This window comes from Allosphingosinicella deserti (assembly GCF_003012735.1).
GTDB classification, from domain to species: Bacteria; Pseudomonadota; Alphaproteobacteria; order Sphingomonadales; family Sphingomonadaceae; genus Allosphingosinicella; species Allosphingosinicella deserti.
The window spans coordinates 38,755-55,009 of the sequence record NZ_PXYI01000015.1; the positions used below are offsets into that span (position 1 = coordinate 38,755).

At 64.9% G+C, this 16,255-nt stretch carries 11 protein-coding genes; 1 reads left to right on the forward strand and 10 read right to left on the reverse strand.

Annotation, left to right across the window (positions count from 1 at the left end; all coding sequences use genetic code 11):
* Nucleotides 1-497: 497 nt before the first annotated feature.
* The 3 genes from C7I55_RS26830 to C7I55_RS26840 form a co-directional block, all read right to left on the reverse strand.
* A complete protein-coding gene (locus tag C7I55_RS26830) occupies nt 498-2,798 on the reverse strand; it encodes a hybrid sensor histidine kinase/response regulator (protein ID WP_106516135.1) in 2,301 nt (766 codons plus the stop codon).
* A 404-nt stretch (nt 2,799-3,202) separates the two neighbouring features.
* Nucleotides 3,203-5,737: a PAS domain-containing protein gene (locus C7I55_RS29105; RefSeq protein ID WP_233222440.1), complete on the reverse strand. Its 2,535-nt coding sequence runs from the start codon at nt 5,735-5,737 to the stop codon at nt 3,203-3,205.
* Between the two features lie 790 nt (nt 5,738-6,527).
* Complete coding sequence (locus C7I55_RS26840; RefSeq protein WP_233222435.1) at nt 6,528-7,397, reverse strand: sensor histidine kinase; 870 nt, start codon at nt 7,395-7,397, stop codon at nt 6,528-6,530.
* 119 nt (nt 7,398-7,516) lie between these two features.
* Between C7I55_RS26840 and C7I55_RS29110 the strand changes: the two genes are divergently transcribed.
* On the forward strand, nt 7,517-7,654 hold the full coding sequence (locus tag C7I55_RS29110; protein ID WP_233222441.1) for a helix-turn-helix domain-containing protein: 138 nt from the start codon (nt 7,517-7,519) through the stop codon (nt 7,652-7,654).
* On the opposite strand, the gene C7I55_RS26850 is transcribed toward C7I55_RS29110, so the two are convergent.
* The 7 genes from C7I55_RS26850 to C7I55_RS26880 all read right to left on the reverse strand — a co-directional run bounded on the left by C7I55_RS26850 (nt 7,622) and on the right by C7I55_RS26880 (nt 15,853).
* Complete coding sequence (locus tag C7I55_RS26850; protein WP_106516137.1) at nt 7,622-8,074, reverse strand: DUF1810 domain-containing protein; 453 nt, start codon at nt 8,072-8,074, stop codon at nt 7,622-7,624. The two genes, C7I55_RS29110 and C7I55_RS26850, sit on opposite strands and share 33 nt — an antisense overlap.
* A gap of 999 nt (nt 8,075-9,073) precedes the next feature.
* On the reverse strand, nt 9,074-9,430 hold the full coding sequence (locus C7I55_RS26855; protein WP_106516138.1) for a hypothetical protein: 357 nt from the start codon (nt 9,428-9,430) through the stop codon (nt 9,074-9,076).
* A gap of 236 nt (nt 9,431-9,666) precedes the next feature.
* The gene (locus C7I55_RS26860; protein ID WP_106516139.1) at nt 9,667-9,963 is read right to left on the reverse strand and encodes a thioredoxin domain-containing protein; all 297 of its coding nucleotides are present in this window, start codon (nt 9,961-9,963) and stop codon (nt 9,667-9,669) included.
* A gap of 153 nt (nt 9,964-10,116) precedes the next feature.
* Nucleotides 10,117-12,270: a TonB-dependent receptor gene (locus C7I55_RS26865; protein ID WP_106516140.1), complete on the reverse strand. Its 2,154-nt coding sequence runs from the start codon at nt 12,268-12,270 to the stop codon at nt 10,117-10,119.
* Nucleotides 12,271-12,433: 163 nt separating this feature from the next.
* On the reverse strand, nt 12,434-12,787 hold the full coding sequence (locus C7I55_RS26870) for a hypothetical protein (protein ID WP_146151165.1): 354 nt from the start codon (nt 12,785-12,787) through the stop codon (nt 12,434-12,436).
* Nucleotides 12,788-13,136: 349 nt separating this feature from the next.
* Nucleotides 13,137-15,302: a M10 family metallopeptidase C-terminal domain-containing protein gene (locus tag C7I55_RS29340; RefSeq protein ID WP_106516142.1), complete on the reverse strand. Its 2,166-nt coding sequence runs from the start codon at nt 15,300-15,302 to the stop codon at nt 13,137-13,139.
* Nucleotides 15,303-15,331: 29 nt separating this feature from the next.
* On the reverse strand, nt 15,332-15,853 hold the full coding sequence (locus C7I55_RS26880) for a hypothetical protein (RefSeq protein WP_146151166.1): 522 nt from the start codon (nt 15,851-15,853) through the stop codon (nt 15,332-15,334).
* Nucleotides 15,854-16,255: the final 402 nt, after the last annotated feature.

A 16,255-nucleotide genomic window follows, 5' to 3' on the forward strand; every position in this document is an offset into this window, starting at 1 on the left:
GTTCACGCCGGCTCGGGACGCAGCTCGCTAACGAGAGCGTCGCTGTGTGACGGACGATGACATCGAAAACGTAAGGGGATCAGATCGGAACTGTCCTGCCTCCTGGCAGCGGGCCTTGGTCGGAGCAGGCCGGCCGGGCAGCGGCAGGTGTCGGTGGCGACGGCCCAGATGGTAAGATCGGCGTTCCGCCCGAGGCTTCGAAGGGCGCACACCTCCTCGCCGTCACTAGAGCCGGTGACTGCGAGCACATTCAGGTGTTCGCCGCCATGTCCGCATTGGCTTTGCCGCCCGTGGCTGGAGTTGCGAGCGGTCATGGCCCACGCTCACCTCGGGTTGGAATCCCGGCACGTCTCCGGACCACCTAGGTGGTCCGGAGCGGCAGTTCGGTTCGTTCGCTCGAGAGGCGCTGAGGGGAGCAGCGCTGCGCTCCCAACGTCCATTTCCCGGATGGTTTCCGATCGGCCGGTCGAAACGGATGTAGGAAGCGGATGGCAACCTCACGCAACGCGCTGTGCGGAGGTGACAAGCTGATTGATGGCCGCTGCCAGTGTCTCGAGCTTGTAGGGTTTGCGCAGGATCGGAAACTCGCGCTGATCCTTGGGAATGAACTGCTTGCTGCTGTACCCGCTGGCGAGGAGCAACGGCAGGCTGGCTCGAGCTTCTCGAATCCTCTGGGCGAGATCGAGCCCGCTCATGCCCGGCATAACAATATCGGAAAAGACGAGGTCGACCTCGCTCTGTTCGAGTCGGTCAAGAGCCTCGCTGCCGTTCGCAGCCTCCACGACGTCGCAGCCCAGGTCGTGGAGCAGCTGGCGCGCGAAGTAGCGCACGTGATCGCTGTCCTCGACCAGGAGCACCTTCAACCCCTGAGGGATCGCCGTGTTCTCTTCTGCGATCTCCTTCCTCAGAGCTTCCTTGCTCGTACGAGGAAGCCGGATCTCGACGGTGGTACCGCGCCCTACCTGGGACTCGATCTTCGCAGTTCCGCCAGACTGAACGGCGTAGCCATGGATCTGGGAGAGGCCGAGTCCGGTGCCTTTGCCGGTGGGTTTGGTGGTGAAGAACGGCTCGAACACGCGCTGGAGTCGTTCGGGGGGAATACCTTCGCCCGTGTCGCTGACGGAGAGCGCGACGCCTTCGCCTTCCGGATCGGAGACATTCCGGGTCGAGATCGTGATTTGGCCGCCATCGGGCATCGCGTCACGGGCGTTGACGACGGCGTTCAGCAGCGCCGCTTCGAGTCCGGCAGGATCGATCTCGACGAGCCACAACGCGGGGGCGAGATCGAGCTTGAGATCGTAGAGGCTGCCAAGTGTCCGCTGGAGCATCTCCGCGAGGGCGTCCAGCCGGAGGCTCAAGTCGATGACCTCAGGCTCGAGCGGCTGACGCCGCGCAAAGGCGAGCAGCTGTGAGGTCAGGCTGGTCGCGCGCTCGGCGGTCTCCAGCATGACGTGCAGGTAACGATTGCGCTTCTCGAGCGGCAGATCCGGCTGCCTCAGCAGGAAATCCGCGGACCCACGCATGACCGTCATGAGGTTGTTGAAGTCATGGGCGATCCCGCCGGCAAGTTCGCCCAGAGCCTGCAACTTCTGCGACTGGAGGAGTGCTTCCTGAGTGACGCGAAGCTCCTGCTCAGAGTGCTTCTTCTCGCTGACATCACGGGTGATCTTGGCGAAGCCGACATGCTCGCCGGCTTCATTATAGATGGGGTCGATCACGACATGCGCCCAGAAGAGGGAGCCGTCCTTGCGTACCCTTTGAGCTTCGGCCTCGAACTTCCCGTCCCGCAGGGCCGCGTCGAGGGCAGCTCCGGGCGCGCCGCGAGCGCGATCCTCCTCCGTGTAGAAACGGGAGAAATGTTCCCCGAGCACCTCCTCCTCGTCATAGCCCTTGATGGCACGCGCGCCGGAGTTCCAGCTGGTGATGCGCCCTGTGGTGTCGAGCATGTAGATGGCGTAATCCCGAACGCCCTGCACGAGCAGCCGGAATTGCAGACCACTTGCAAATGTCGACTCTTCCAGGCGCCGTTTCTCGGTGATGTCTCTCGTGATCTTGGCGAACCCGACGAGGGCTCCTTCCTCGTCGTGGATGGCATCGACCACGACATGGGCCAGGAACCTGGTGCCGTCCTTGCGAAGCCGCCAGCCTTCCATTTCGAAGCGCTTCTGCTCGGAAGCGGTCTTCAGGATCCGTGAAGGAAGCCCGTCGCGACGGTCCTCGGGAAGGAAGAATTTCGAGAAATGCTCGCCGATGATCTCGTTGGCCTCGTAGCCCTTGAAGCGGCGGGCGCCCGCATTCCAGGTTGTGATGAGCCCGTGGGGGTCCAGCATGTAGATGGCATAATCCTCGACCGAACCGACGAGCAGCTGGAACCGGCGCTCGCTCTCACGAAGAGCACGTTCCTGCTCCTTCCGCTCGCTGATGTCCCGGGTGATCTTGGCAAAGCCGATGAGCGTGCCGTCGTCGGCGCGGATCGGATCGAGGATCGCATGTGCCCAGAAACGAGTGCCGTCCTTGCGGATGCGCCAACCCTCTGCCTCGAACCGACCCTCCCGAGCAGCGATCCGAAGCGCGCGGGCGGGCAGCTCCGCTTCCTGATCCTCGCGGGTAAAGAAGCGAGAGAAATGCTCTCCGATCACCTCGTCAGCGCTGTACCCCTTGAAGCGCTCGGCTCCCGAGTTCCAGGTTACGATCCGCCCTTCCGGATCGAGCATGTAGATTGCGTAATCCGTAACCGACTGCACCAGCAGCTCGAACTTTCGATCGGTGAGGTGCTCCTCGAAAGTCGATTGCGCCATCCAGAGTCCTCATTCCAACCTTGTTGCCAACGCCTTGGCGGGTCCCGAACGGCCGATCAAGGTACAAAGGCGGTATCAGGGGGACGGGCAGCCATCCCGCGGAATGCCGGCAGTCACGAACCCCGCAGGCTTGGCACCTGCTTCCTGAAGCCATTGGCGTCCGGGCGTCGAGAGGCGGCATCCAAGACCTATTCAACACCGCCGATGAACCAGGCGTTGCGAACGCTGACTGCCGGAAGCTTGGGGATCACGCGTGCCCGCTGCCACACCGTCATGCCGCTTCGAAGCTGGCGAACAGAATGCGTCGTGGCTTTAGGCCCTCCTCGTCCCGTGGGAGATCGCCGACGCTGCCAGCAATGAGGCTGCCGCCAACGGCGTCTCGTGCTTCCAAACAGCTTCCGCTGCTAGTCTGCCGCCGGCGAGAGTGCCGCCAGGCTGGTCGCCAACTCCGCGTTTCGAAACGGCTTCGTAAGCCTCGGAAGGTCCGGCGCGATCCCTTCGCTTTCTGCGTAACCCGAGACGATCAGCACCGCGAGGGCAGGCCGCCGAGCTCTCAAAGCGCTTGCGAGCTCGCCGCCCGTCATGCCGGGCATAAGATGGTCCGTGACTACGATGTCGGGTGTCAGCCCGTCGTCCACCATCATGAGCGCCTGTTCGGCCGAACTCGCCTCGACGACCTCGTAGCCGATGTCCATCAGCATGTCGGCCGTGCTCATCCGAACGAGCTCTTCGTCATCCACCAACAAGGCTGTCCCGAGCCGCCGCTTCAGCCCGCCCGTGCGGGCGACTGGTTTCTCGTCATCACCCATCGCGTCCGAGCTGATCGGCAGCCAGAACTCGACAAGCGTGCCCTTGCCGGGTTCGCTGGCGATCGCCAGCTCACCGTCCAGCTGCAGTGCCAGTCCATGGACCATCGACAGGCCGAGACCAGTGCCACGGCCGATCCCCTTGGTCGAGAAGAACGGCTCGACGGCGCGGGCGAGCGTTGCCTCGTCCATGCCGATGCCCGTGTCGGATACGGACAGCCTGACATAGTGGCCCTGGCGAAGCTTGGACCTGTGGCCGATACGCACCGACTCCCTGGCCGCATCGATCGTCAGCACGCCGCCCCCCGGCATGGCGTCGCGCGCGTTCACCGCGAGGTTCAGCACCGCCATCTCGAGCTGATTGGCATCGGCCCTGACCGGCGGCAAGTGCGGCTCCAGCTTCAGCTGTACGCTGATCTGCGGGCCGACCGTGCTGTCGATCATACCGGTAATGCCGTTGAGGAGACCCTCCAGGTTCACGGCTACCGGTTGCAAAGGCTGGCGGCGGGCAAAGGCGAGCAGGCGCTGGACGAGCGTCTTCGCACGCTCGGCTGACTGGAGAGCGCCGTCGATCAGGCGCCGTTCGCGCTCGTTCCCCAAACCCCGACGCAGCAGCATGTCGAGCGAGCCCATGATGGGAGTCAGCAGGTTATTGAAGTCATGCGCGACGCCGCCTGTGAGCTGGCCCATGGCTTCCATTTTCTGGCTTTGGCGGAGCGCCTCCTGCGCCTCGACCAGTTGCGCCTGCTCGCGCAGGCGCTGGGTGACGTCTGCGACAAACTGGTACGCGCCGATCCGCTCGCCGACCTCGTTCTTCAGCGGGCGAAACTTGACTTCGTAATAAGGTCGTGTGCGCCCAGGATCGCCGAAGTCCTCCACGAACGAGACCTCTTCTCCGGCCAAGCCTCGGTCCCAGCCCGCACGAACCTGCGCCTGGTGCTCCGGCTGGTCGGCGAGCAGTCCCAGAAGGTTGTCGCCGGCGCGGGGCCGGACACCGTAGATGCGCTCGAACTCGTCCGCGTTCGACTTGTTGATAGCCAGTATCTTGTAATCGAAGTCGCGCGCCATGACGAAGACATCGGTGATCTCCACAAGCGTGGCGAGCACGTTGCGCTCCGCGAGGCCATCGGCGACGCGCTGTTCGAGCGTTGCGTTCAGCTCACGCAATGCCGCTTCGCTTCGTTTGCGCTCCGTGATGTCGTTGAACAGGATGGCGACCCGGCGCTGTTCGGGTGTGCCGACGCGTAGCGCATGCACCTCGAACCACCGGCCAAGTGCTTCCGAGCTGCTCTCGAAACGCGCCGAGTTGCCGGTCCTGACGATCTCGCCGTAAATGTCGAACCAGTGCTGCTCGTGTTCCGGAAGGATTTCACGCGCGGTCCGCCCGAGCGCGTCCTCGAGCCCGCTTTGCCGCTCGAATGCGGGGTTGGTCTCGACGAACCGATGATCGACCGGGCGGCCTGCGTCGTCGAAGATCACTTCGACGACGCAGAAGGCAGCGTCGATATTCTCGAACAAGGTGCGGTACCGCTCCTCGCTTTGACGAAGCGCTTCGTTCCCGCGGTAGAGCTCTGTCGTCTCGTATCCGCCTACAAAGACCCCCGTGACGACGCCATCGTCGTCGCGGATCGGCTCCAGGACGAAGTCGACATACTGCGTTTCTTCCCGGCCGTGCAGCCGCAACTCCATTCCCCGCGTGACCACGCCTTCCCCAGAGTGGAACACGCTCTCGAACAGCTTGTGGAAGCCCTGGCCCTCGATGTCGGCGAAGACGTCGCGGAAACGGCGGCCGATGAACTCGGTGCGCTCCGAGATCGCCACATAGGCGTCATTGACATAGGTAAAGACGAGATCCGGACCGGAAAGCATTCCGACGAAGCCCGGCATCTGCTGGAGCATGTGTCGTTGGCGCTGCTGCACTTCCGTAAGGCGCCGCTCCGCGACCACCTTGTCGGTCGTCTCGAACGCGGTAACGAAAACGCCCGCGACCGCGCCGTCAGCATGCAGGGGCGCGAAGGAGTAAATCCAGTAGGTGTCCTCAAGGCGTCCGTTCCGACGGATCCGAAGGAGTGGGTGGTCCGTCGAGAAGCCCCGGCCTGTCTCCATGACCGAGGCGTACTGGGGGGCGAGCACGTCCAAGACTTCCGGCCAGACCCTGCTCAGCGGTTGTCCGAGTGCGTGGGGGTTGGCGATCTGCCAGGACCGGAGCATAGGCATCGTTGTAGAACGTGAGGAGCTCCGGCCCCCAATGCACCGCCCCGACGATCGGCGTGTCGAGGCAAAGCTGCAACGCTGCACGAAGCTCATGGGGCCAACTGGGAGGATCACCCAGCGACGACGCCGACCAGTCGCGGTCTCGCAGCAGCCTTCCCATCTCTCCGCCAGCTATTGGAAAGGCGAGTGGTAAAAGCTCGGCCCGTTCGTTGGCCATGCGAGCTCCTTTGCTCGTGGGTAGGTTCAGTTCGATCGCGCCGCGCACGTGCCCGAACAGGCATCGCCTGGCAAACCGTCGAGACCTTCGAGGCAAGATAATCAGCTACCCGCAACGAGTCGGCCCATCTCGAATGCAGGCGAAGCGCTGCCGATCGGGCAGGAACGCGCTTGCATGTGGCATTCTGACCCTTACCTGATCATGCGACCATATTGAGGCGTCCGGTGCGCCTAGACGCGCTCTGCGACGCAAGCTTCGGCTTCGCGAAGCCGCTGCAATATCGCTTTGACGATCACTGCGGGCACCGCCCGCCCGTTACCGACGAGTTCGTCCACGTCGGCTAACTCTCTGTCACTGATGTTGTTATTCATAAAAACGATATGGGCATCTCGTGCAACTGGGCAACTAGGCTTTGTACCCATGGACGGATCATTGCCTCCAGCGCCGTGGAGGGACGGCCATGGCGATTTCGGCCATCGCAGGCTACGTCACTCAGCCCGGCGGCTGGACGTTGGCAGCGCTGGCCGACGAGCTGGACGCAGGAGAAAGTGGCATGGTGAAGGTGAAGCGTGTCTCCTCTTCGGACGAGCCGACCTCCATCGTGCCGCCATGGGCCTGCGCAATTTCATTGACGATGAACAGTCCGAGGCCGAGCCCCTCCTGTCTGCGCTGAACCGCCCCTCGGAAGAAAGGTTGGAATAGCCGCTCACGGGCGGCGGACGGGATCGGAGCGCCGCCATTAACGACAGAAAAGACGAGCCTGCCATCGGCAGATCTCGCTTCAACCTCGATGGGGATGACCGAAGCACCATGCGTCACGGCATTGGCGATCAAATTCGAAGCGAGCTGCGCGATCCTGCTCGGGTCGCAGTCGATCGAGAAATGCGCGGTGATCTCGCGATCCGGCGCGATCGCTCGGATCTCGCTGACAACCTGCTCGAGAACAGGTGCCAAATACGTCCGGGTGCGGGCGAGGGTGAGGCCGTCGCCGAGCCGGCCGCGCGCGAAGTCGAGAACATTCTCGATCAGCGACTGGGCGCGGGAGACGCTCGCGCGCATCTCCTTGGCCACCAACTCGCCACGCTCGCTCAGCGTCTCCTTTTCGGAGATCATATGAATCCCGGCGGCCAAAGCCGCCAGCGGATTTCTGAGATCATGCCCGTGCACTGCAATGAACTGCTCGCGCAGGACCGACGAATCGTGTTCGGCTGCGGCTGCGGCGTCGGCGTGCGTCCTGGCAGCCACGAGGCTGCGCTCGTACGTCCGCCGGTCGACGGCCTTGAACATCGTCAGCCGCGTAAACACCTGCTCGCCATCCAGTCCTCGCTTTTCGGCGGCATTGGCGATTACCGCTGCGGGCAAGGCGTTCCTCGACATACTCGGCGTCTTCGCCGAGTTCGAGACCAACCTGGAGAGAGCGGCAGGCAGAAGGCATCCAGGCCGCGAAGGCGAGGGGGGTCTACAAGGGTGGCAAGCAGCGAATTGATCCCGAGTCAGTACGGAAGCTTGCGGCTGACGGGGTCAAGCCAGCCCATATTGCCCGTCAGCTCGGAATTTCGCGGGGAACGGTGTACCGGTTCCTGCCTTCAGCTAGCGGAGCCGCCGGGCCGGGCGAGTGAGTCCAGCATGCGCAATGTGGCCTGATCTCGCGAGCCTGCGAACCATCGATTAAGCGCAGCGGTGAAGAGGGGCAACGGCTGGGCCAGCTCGAAAAGGGTCAGTGATGATCGCAGCTTCACCGCATCAACCTCGCCTAACACCGCAACCGGATCGCTGGTTGTAAGATCCTGGAGAGTCGTGACACACTCAAGGTAATGCGGGCCGAGGAGAGGATGCTCAAGGTACGCTCTAGCTTCGTCTATCGAGCGGATGCCGTAGAATGTGGCTGCCGGACTGCGGTCAAGGCCCTCTAGCTGCGGGAAGACGAACCACATCCAGTGGGATCGTTTGACGCCACGTCGGATCTCGGCCAGCGCGCCGGCGTAGACCGGGGCCTGAGCTTCGACGAAGCGCTCGAGCGTCTTGGCGGGGGAAGTCATCAGAAGCATCCTTGCAGGCTTGTCGGTGGGAATTGGCCTGATCTCGGTTGCGCTCTAGCCATGCTCGAGCTGCTGCGCGAGGATCCCGACGACGCAGAGCTTTTCGAGCATCGCTGAGCGGCGGAGCGGCAGGGCGCTCTGCTCTGACCATGGGCGGCATCCTGCCGTCAGGGGCCGCCCATTGCGGATCCGCAGGGAGCGGCACACTGGGAGGTTCCTACCGCTGCGCACGCTAGCGAACCACCGCTGCTGTGGGCCAATGAGTGTAATAGAGCACAAGCCAGCGTCCGGCCTCAGTGTACCTGACAGGCCCTGCAAACGCCTTCGACCTCGGCCGAGACATCTCTGGGTATGAAGCCACGCTCGGCCAACCTGGTGTTCAGACTCACAACCTGCGACGTCAGGTCGACGGGAAGATGGGAGCGGCAGCTCTTGCAGAGCAGCAAACCCCAGCACACTGTGGAGGGATCGGGCGAGATCACGAAACGCTTCCAAGTTATTACTGGTAACACGAGGCGCGCGTGCTGGAATGCGTGGAGACACCGATAGACGACCGTCGGGTGTTTCGGGCCCCTGCCAGTGCCGAGAATATGGGCGATTTCATAGGCGCCCATCGGCCGATTTGCATTCCAGAGGGCGCGCAGCACGTTTTCTCGATGGGGGCTCCAACGAATTCCGCCTGACTCCCCGTGAAACAGATATGCCTCGAAGGGCAACGCACGCATCGGGGGCCGATCGCGATCTTTGATGTCGGGACGGCTGGGAGGCCCAAAGGGCTCCAGGGTCGCGGACCCTTGCGAGTGAGCCTGGGGTGCGCCGGTGCTCCCGGCAAAGTATTCGTGACGCATGAGCTGGAATCCTTTGCGATCGCGCGCGACGGCAAGCGTTCGGTGACGCACCCGCGCGGCGGTTTCAGCAGGGCAGCCCGAGGGAGATCGAGGTCGAGCGCGTCAGAGCTCGATCTCGCAAGGACCTGACGGCGTGCCGAGCGGCACCCGGTCAGGCAAGAGGCGGTGGCTTGAGCAGCGGGGGTTCGGACCGCCCGGCGAGGATCGCGACACCCATCGGGGCCGGGGGCGCCGTTGCGCAGAACAGACGGAAGGGCGCTTCCGGCGCACGCGGGAGGATACACCCGGCCAGCGCAGCGGCGGCGCTGTCCGGCGTCGCTTCATGGCGCGAGACGCTCTTGCCCGCGACTTCCTCCGCAAGCGCGGCGCGGGTAGCCATGCCGTCGCCGCCTTCGCGCGCGCTGACATGCGCGGCGACATCGGCGTGCGCGCACATGGCGGCGGCCATGGCGGGGCCGTTGGCAAGCGCGAGCGCCAGCATCAGCACCAGGATCACAAGGCGGCGCATCGGCTCGGCCCTCCTACTCTGCGCGGGCCGCGGAGCGACCGGCGCACGGCTCGCGCCTCCTGAGGAGCGTCGCCCAACTGCCGCTGCGGCCCGGCATCAGGCCGTGCCGGATCGGATGGCAATAGGCGGCCTTACAGGCGCGCTCGTCGGCAAGCGGCCAGGCAGCCGCCGCGGGCGACCGCAGCCTTCCTTCACACGGGAAGGAGAACAGGCTCGCGGCTCGCGGGCTTGCGGGGTCACGGCCCGGTCCGGCTCACGACCCGCCCCGAGCGCGCGTCGACGTCGATCCAGATGACCTGCCCGTTGCGGATGAACTTGAGCCGGTAGATGGCCGCCTCCTCGTCGAACTCGGGGCCGAGATACTGGCTTCCCCGCATCTTCGGGAGGATCCTTTGTTCGATGGCGGAAAGCGGGATCAGGACACCGGATTCGACCGCCCGGTGCAGCGGCCCGTGCTCGCGGGGCCGCGCCTCCGCCGGCGCGGGGAGGCCGAGCGCGCAGGCGGCAAGCAGCACGGCGAGAGTAAGGCCCATGCCACTCACCAAGGACGCCTCGCCAGGGCAACCGGACGGCGCCCTGGCTGAGGACCTGCGCAAAGCGTTGTGCTCAGCCCCCGGCGGAACGAGATGGTCGCGGAGGCTTCGCAGGATCGAGGGGCTTGCGATCGGCACGGCGCATCTCCGCGCTCAGAAGCTCACGCGCGCGCTGACCCGGATGTCGCGACCGGCGAGCGGCACGAACTCCTTGGTGAAGGAGGCATGGCGGCGTGCATCGACGTCGAAGATGTTGTTGGCGGAGAGGATGAGGGTCGTCTCGCGGGCGCTCCACGGCCGCCATGCGAGGGAGGCGTTGACCAGGGTGAACCCGTCCGTGGGCGTCTCGAGCTCCGCCACCCGGTCCTGGTCGTCCACCCACTCGACCTCGGCACGCGCGGTCAGCGTGTCCGATCCGGCCTCGAGCCCGCCGAGCAGGCGCAGCGGCGGGATGCGCGGGACAGGTCCGCCGGCGTCGACGGTCGCGCGGACATAATCGGCGACGGCGTCGGCGCGGATGGTGAAATCGCCCGCCTTGAACAGGTCCGCCGAAGCCTCCGCTTCGAAGCCGAAATAGCGCGCGTCCCGCTGGAAATATTGGAAGACCGGAAGCTCGTCCTGTTCCTCGCCGGTTGCCGTCTGGAAGATGTAGTCGTCGAACCAATTGGCATAGACGCTGGCGCGCAGGCGCAGCGGGCCGGCCTGTGCCCGGACATAGGCCTCAAGTCCCCAGCTCTTCTCCTTGGCGAGCGTTGGATCGCCGATCTCGAACGCCTGGGTGGCGACGTGCGGACCGTTGGACAGCAATTCCTCGGCGGCGGGCGCGCGCTCCGCCCGCGACAGGTTCACGCCGAAGCGGAATGCCTCGCTGGGCGCGTAGGCCGCACCGAAAGCCGCGGAGAAGGCATCGAAACTGCGATCGACGTCGACCACGTTCGAGCGCACCTTGGTATGCTCGTAGCGGCCGGCGGCCTCGAGCTCGATCCCGCCGAGCTTGAACTCCTGGAGGGTGAACAGGCCGAACTGGCTGGTCTCGTTGGCGGGGACGAACGCCTCGGCGCCGATCGCTTCGAAGTCGCGCTGGAAGAACTGGGCGCCGCTGGCGCCGCGCCAGCCGTTGCGATCGGCCTGGACGAGCTCGAAGCGCCCTTCCATGCCCTGGGTGTTGAAGACGGTGCCGACCTCGTCGCCTTCGAACTCGGTGTGCTTGTAGTCGGCCGCGCCGAGCCGGACGCGGATCTGATCGAGGAAAGATCCGCCGACATTCACCTGCGCGCGCAGATCGGCACGCACCTGCTCCAGGCCGATGGTGACGGCTTCCTCGCCATGCTCCGCTTCCTCCGCCTCTTCGCCGCCTTCTTCGCCCTCGTGATGATGGTGGCCGGCACCCGGCGCGGTCGGAACGCCGTAATCGCTGTCGAACCAGCTGACCGACACGCCGAGGCTGCCGCCGTCGCGGATGAGGGCAAAGCCGCCGGCGAGCGTCTTCTGCTCGGTACCGCTGTTGGGGATCCTGCCGCGGCGATTGGCATTCTCGGTGGCTTCGGCAGCCTCGTCGAGATGGCCTTCCTCGGCCTCTTCCGCGGCGATCTCCAGCTGCTCGGCGCGGATCGCGGGGGAGAGCACGTAGCCGCCGGCGCGAAGATCATCGGTCTTGCGCCAGGTGCCGTCTAGGTGGAGGACGAGGCCTTCTCCGACGGCGACGTCGGCGCCGGCGCCGATGCTGCGCTCATCGGCGGCCGAGCCGTAGGCGCCGATCACGTCGACATGGGCGCCGTTTTCCGGGAGAGCGCGCGGTATCCTGCGGTCGAGAACGTTGACCGCGCCGCCGATCGCCTGGCTACCGAACAGCAATACGGCGGGGCCGTGCAGCACCTCGATCCGCTCGGCGGTGAGCGGATCGATGGTGACGGCGTGGTCCGCGGACGTGTTGGATACGTCGATCGATCCGATGCCGTCGGTGAGCACCCGGATCCGCTCGCCCTGAAAGCCGCGCAGGACGGGCCGCGAGGCACCCGGGCTGAACGAGGTGGAGGAGACGCCCGCCTGGCGCGCCAAGGTGTCGCCGAGCTGCGGACGGACGTCGCGCAGCAGCTCGGTCCCGGTCAGCACCGAGGCGCCCGAAAGCAGGCTGAGTTCGCGGACGTAATTGCCGGTGACGATGATCTCCTGCGATTCCTCGTGCTGCTCGCTGCCGGGCGCCGCTTGGGCGGCGTCGGCGGCCGGCGCGAGGTTGCTGGTCTGGGCGAAAGCAGGCTGGGAAACGAGCGCGGCGGCGGTGCCGGCAAGGAGGGTGAGGCGAAGCATGAGGTACATCCGATTGGCTGGCTGCCGCTGGGCAGCGAATTGGCGCAGCAAGGCACCATGATGTGCGAAGAGCGGGTGGGTGGCCGTGCCGCACGGCCTTCCGAAGCGTGTCGGACGGCTGGCGCGCGGGGACAGGCATGACGCGCCGGACGGCACGCCGGGGTCAGCCGAGCGGCGGCTCCGCGAGCGGCGCAAGCGTCCTGCCGTGGAGGATGGCGGACTCCGCAGGCACGCCGCGCAGCATTTGCGGCCGATGCGCGCTCAGCTGGAACGTCTCGGGCGGAAGCGCATAGGCCGCGAGCGACACGGCGGCGGCGTCCGCGAGCGAACCCTTCTTCGATATCGACTTGGCGGACGTCTCTTCGGCCAGCGCCGCTTGCACGATCGCCACGTCCTCGCTTCCGCGGGCGGCAGCATGCGCCTGTGCGTCGGCGTGCGAGCAGACGACGCTGGCGATCGCCGCGCTGTTGGTCACGGCGAGCGAAAACAGCAGGAGAAGGGCCAAAAGGCGCGACATCGGCGATGAGATAACATTAGGGCGTCGCGGGCGGCAACCCGATCCGTGAAAGGGGAGCAGGTTCTCCACGAGCCGTGCAAAAGAGCAACAGTCTCGAGAAGGTCTGTCTCCCCGTGGTCAGCCGAGTTGCCAGCTCATTAGAAGCCGGGCTGATCGCACGCACCGCGGCGTTCGTTCCGCCTGACGCGCAACTCCTAGAACGCTCCAGGCGCTTTCCGGACGTTTGACGATGAGCCCGCGAAAGACGGTGCCGGTGGGTTCAGGCCTCAGTACGATGCCACGTGCGCGGCTGCTTTGCGCGCGCTCGAAGGCCTGGCTTGCCAGCGGGCGAGCCAGGCCTCGTACTGGCTCAGCCGAACAGAATGTCCGCTTGTATCACCTGAACATTGGTTTGGATGATGAAGTCGGCAGCGCCATCGCCGTCCACGTCTCCGGCAAGGAAGAAGGCTCCTCCGGAGGAGTAGGAGCGGAGCTGGCCCGCCGTGTTGCCGAATGCTGACGATCCGATCCAGGAGAAGGCATCGGGCTCGCCGCCGGCAATCGCATCAAGCCCGCTCAGATCGAAGATATCCTGCCCGCGTCGGAAATCCGTCACGATGTCGGTCTCGCCGAGATCCTTGAACCCGAAGATGTCCTGACCGTTGCCGCCGGTCAGCGTGTCCCTGCCGGCACCCGCATCGAGCACATCATTGCCGTTGCCGCCCTGGAGGGTGTCGTCCCCGCCGCCGCCCATCAGCGTGTCGTCATCGTTCCCGCCGCGCAGCAGATCGCGCCCGTCGCCACCCTGCAGCGTGTCGAGGCCGTTGTCGCCGTCGAGGGTGTCGTCGCCGGCGCTACCCTCCAGGGTATCGTTGTCGTTGCCGCCGCGCACGGCGTCATTGCCGCCACCGCCGTTCAAGGAGTCTGCTCCGTTACCGCCGCCAAGGATGTCGTTGCCGTTGCCGCCATTCAGAGTCTCGTTGCCGGTGCCGCCGATCAGCGTGTCGTCGAACGCGCTGCCTTCCAGACCCTCGATGTTCACGTAGCGGTCGCCGGCGGCGTCGCCGGCTGTGCCTCGCAACGCTGCCAGTGAGGCGACGACGCCGGTCGCTGCGTCCCGATAGCTGACGATGTCGATGCCCGCGCCCCCATCGAGGAGGTTGGCGACTGCATTGGCGATGAGGCGATCGTTGCCGCTGCCGCCGACCGCGTTCTCGATGATCGCACCATAAGCGATGCCGACATTGTCGGTGAGGCGGCCGAGCAGGTTGTTCGCCGCCAGAGCCGCGATGTTGGCATCGTAGGTCGCTCGAGCGATCGGCGGATATCCCTGCGCAGCCCTGTTCGCATTGACCTGCTCGAAGGACAGCCGCTCGAGTGCCTCGGCATAAGTGACTCCGCCGATGCTGCTGAGCGAGCCGGGATTGAGATTGATCTCCTGATCGGTACGGTACCCCGAGACATCCAGGGTGTCGTTGCCGCCGGCATCCCAGATCGTAACCGTCGGTGCCACGTTCACCGTGAAGTCGAACACCGTCTTGCCGGCATTGCTGTTGAAGCCGTACACCGTGTCGCCGGTGCGCGTCGTCGCGTCGACCCCATACATCTTCTGCACGGCCAGGATGTCGTGGATCATCGGCGTCGCGCCATAGGCAAGGGCCATGCTGTTCCAGTTGTAATCACGCGCCCCAATATCACGCGGATTCCAGTACGACATGATCGTGTAGTTGCGGGCGTCCTGGTAATATTCGGCGCCGTTGGCGTAGGTCACCGCAAAGCCGGGGCCGAAATTGTAATTGCCCGGGTGGGACAGGCCGATGGCGTGGCCGATCTCGTGAGTCAGCGTGTTGAGCCCATAGCCGCCAGGAGTCAGCTGGAAGTTGCTCGCCTGGCTGGCGGACACCCAAACGTCGCCGACGATGTCACGCACCTGATCGTTCAGCGCTGGGTTGCCCGCAACGACGGTGCCGAAGGGGAGCCGGGCATATGCCTGGGTATTGGGGGCATTGGCGAGGTTGCCGAAAGCAATGTCCGCGTCGTTGATCGCGGCCTCGCGGAACGTGACCGATACCACATCGTCCCAGTAGCCCATCGCGTCCCGTGCGGCGGCGCGCTGTCCGCTGTTGAACGCGGCAAAGTTGAAATATTCCGAGAGTGCGAAATAGTCGGTTCCGTTCTCCGTGTAGACATATCCGTTGTCTTCCAGCGTTTGCTGGCTTTCATGGAATCCGAAGGTAATCTCCCGCAGGTTGTCGTCGCCTTGCACGGCAGGATCTCTGCCGCCGATCCAGCTGGCGCCGCTGCGGTTGAGGTGATCGGCGATCTGGTCGGGCGACCAGATCGGCTTTCCGTTGGCCGCCGTGGTTCCAGCCAGCCGATCGACGGAAGCGTCTGTGTTCGGGACGAACGCACCGGGGTCGGTGATGACGAGCCCGATATTGGGGTCGAGACCGCCGGTGCACATCGGGCAGGCACAGTCGAATTGCGACGTGTGCAGGGTTGGCTGGCTTGGCTTGGCGGCAATCTTTGAAAGCATGTTCTTCTCTTGTCCTTCCCTGAGGCAGTCTATTCTTGTTTCGTTTTCGGTCTATTCGGTAGCGGCCTCGAGCCGTGTTGATCAGCGGCCTGCCACGGCAGCGTCTCCGCCAGAATTGCGCGGATTGCCGCATCGAGGGCGGCGTTGTCGTCGGCTGCTACTACCTGGGGCGCCGCGCCGAAGAACTGGCCCGCATCGCTGGCATTGCGGAACGGGCGTACGGACAACGCTATCAGGGGCTGCCCGCGAACTTCGGTGAGGGTGGCATGAACCAGCAGCGTGACCCGGCCCTGCGCCAGTGCCTCTCCGCCCAATTCGACGACCTGGACCGGAACGGGCGAGCCCGGTGCGACGCGGCCGCGAACTGCCTCGCACAGCCGCGCATGAATGGCGCCATTGTCCACGCCGCCCGGTGTCTGCACCAGGCAGGTGACACCAATGCTCGAGACGTCGCGCCAAAGTGATGGAATTTGCTGCGCCCTAGAAACGGCGGGGCTGGCGACGGCTCCGGCCGCGGCGAGCAGCAGAGAAGTCGCCGTTATCAGCCTCACTCCGCTTCACCTTCAGCCCACTGACAAGCCATCCCGCCTCGTACTCTGCCCTTTGTTCGAGGATGTTGCACGCCGGTATCTGGACGTCAACTATGCGTAAACGAAGTACATTTGTTTATCTGAAACCATCAGGTGCCTGACCGCCGGCGATGCGCACGCGATGGCGCCGGAGCTCTGACCCGGCGCCATCGAGCACGATCTGGGGCACCGTCGCGCGGGTGACGTGCATGAGGCCGTACTCTGGCCGCCGCGGCGGCATTGAATCTGCGCCGTAGAAGGGGTCGTGACTACCTCGACCACCGTGTCTCAAGGAGGGAATGGCAACCGCAGCATGAAGAGGCGAGCCTTTCCCAACTTACTTGCTTTGGCCGATCAGCCGTGCTGAATTCCTCCCGACGCGAT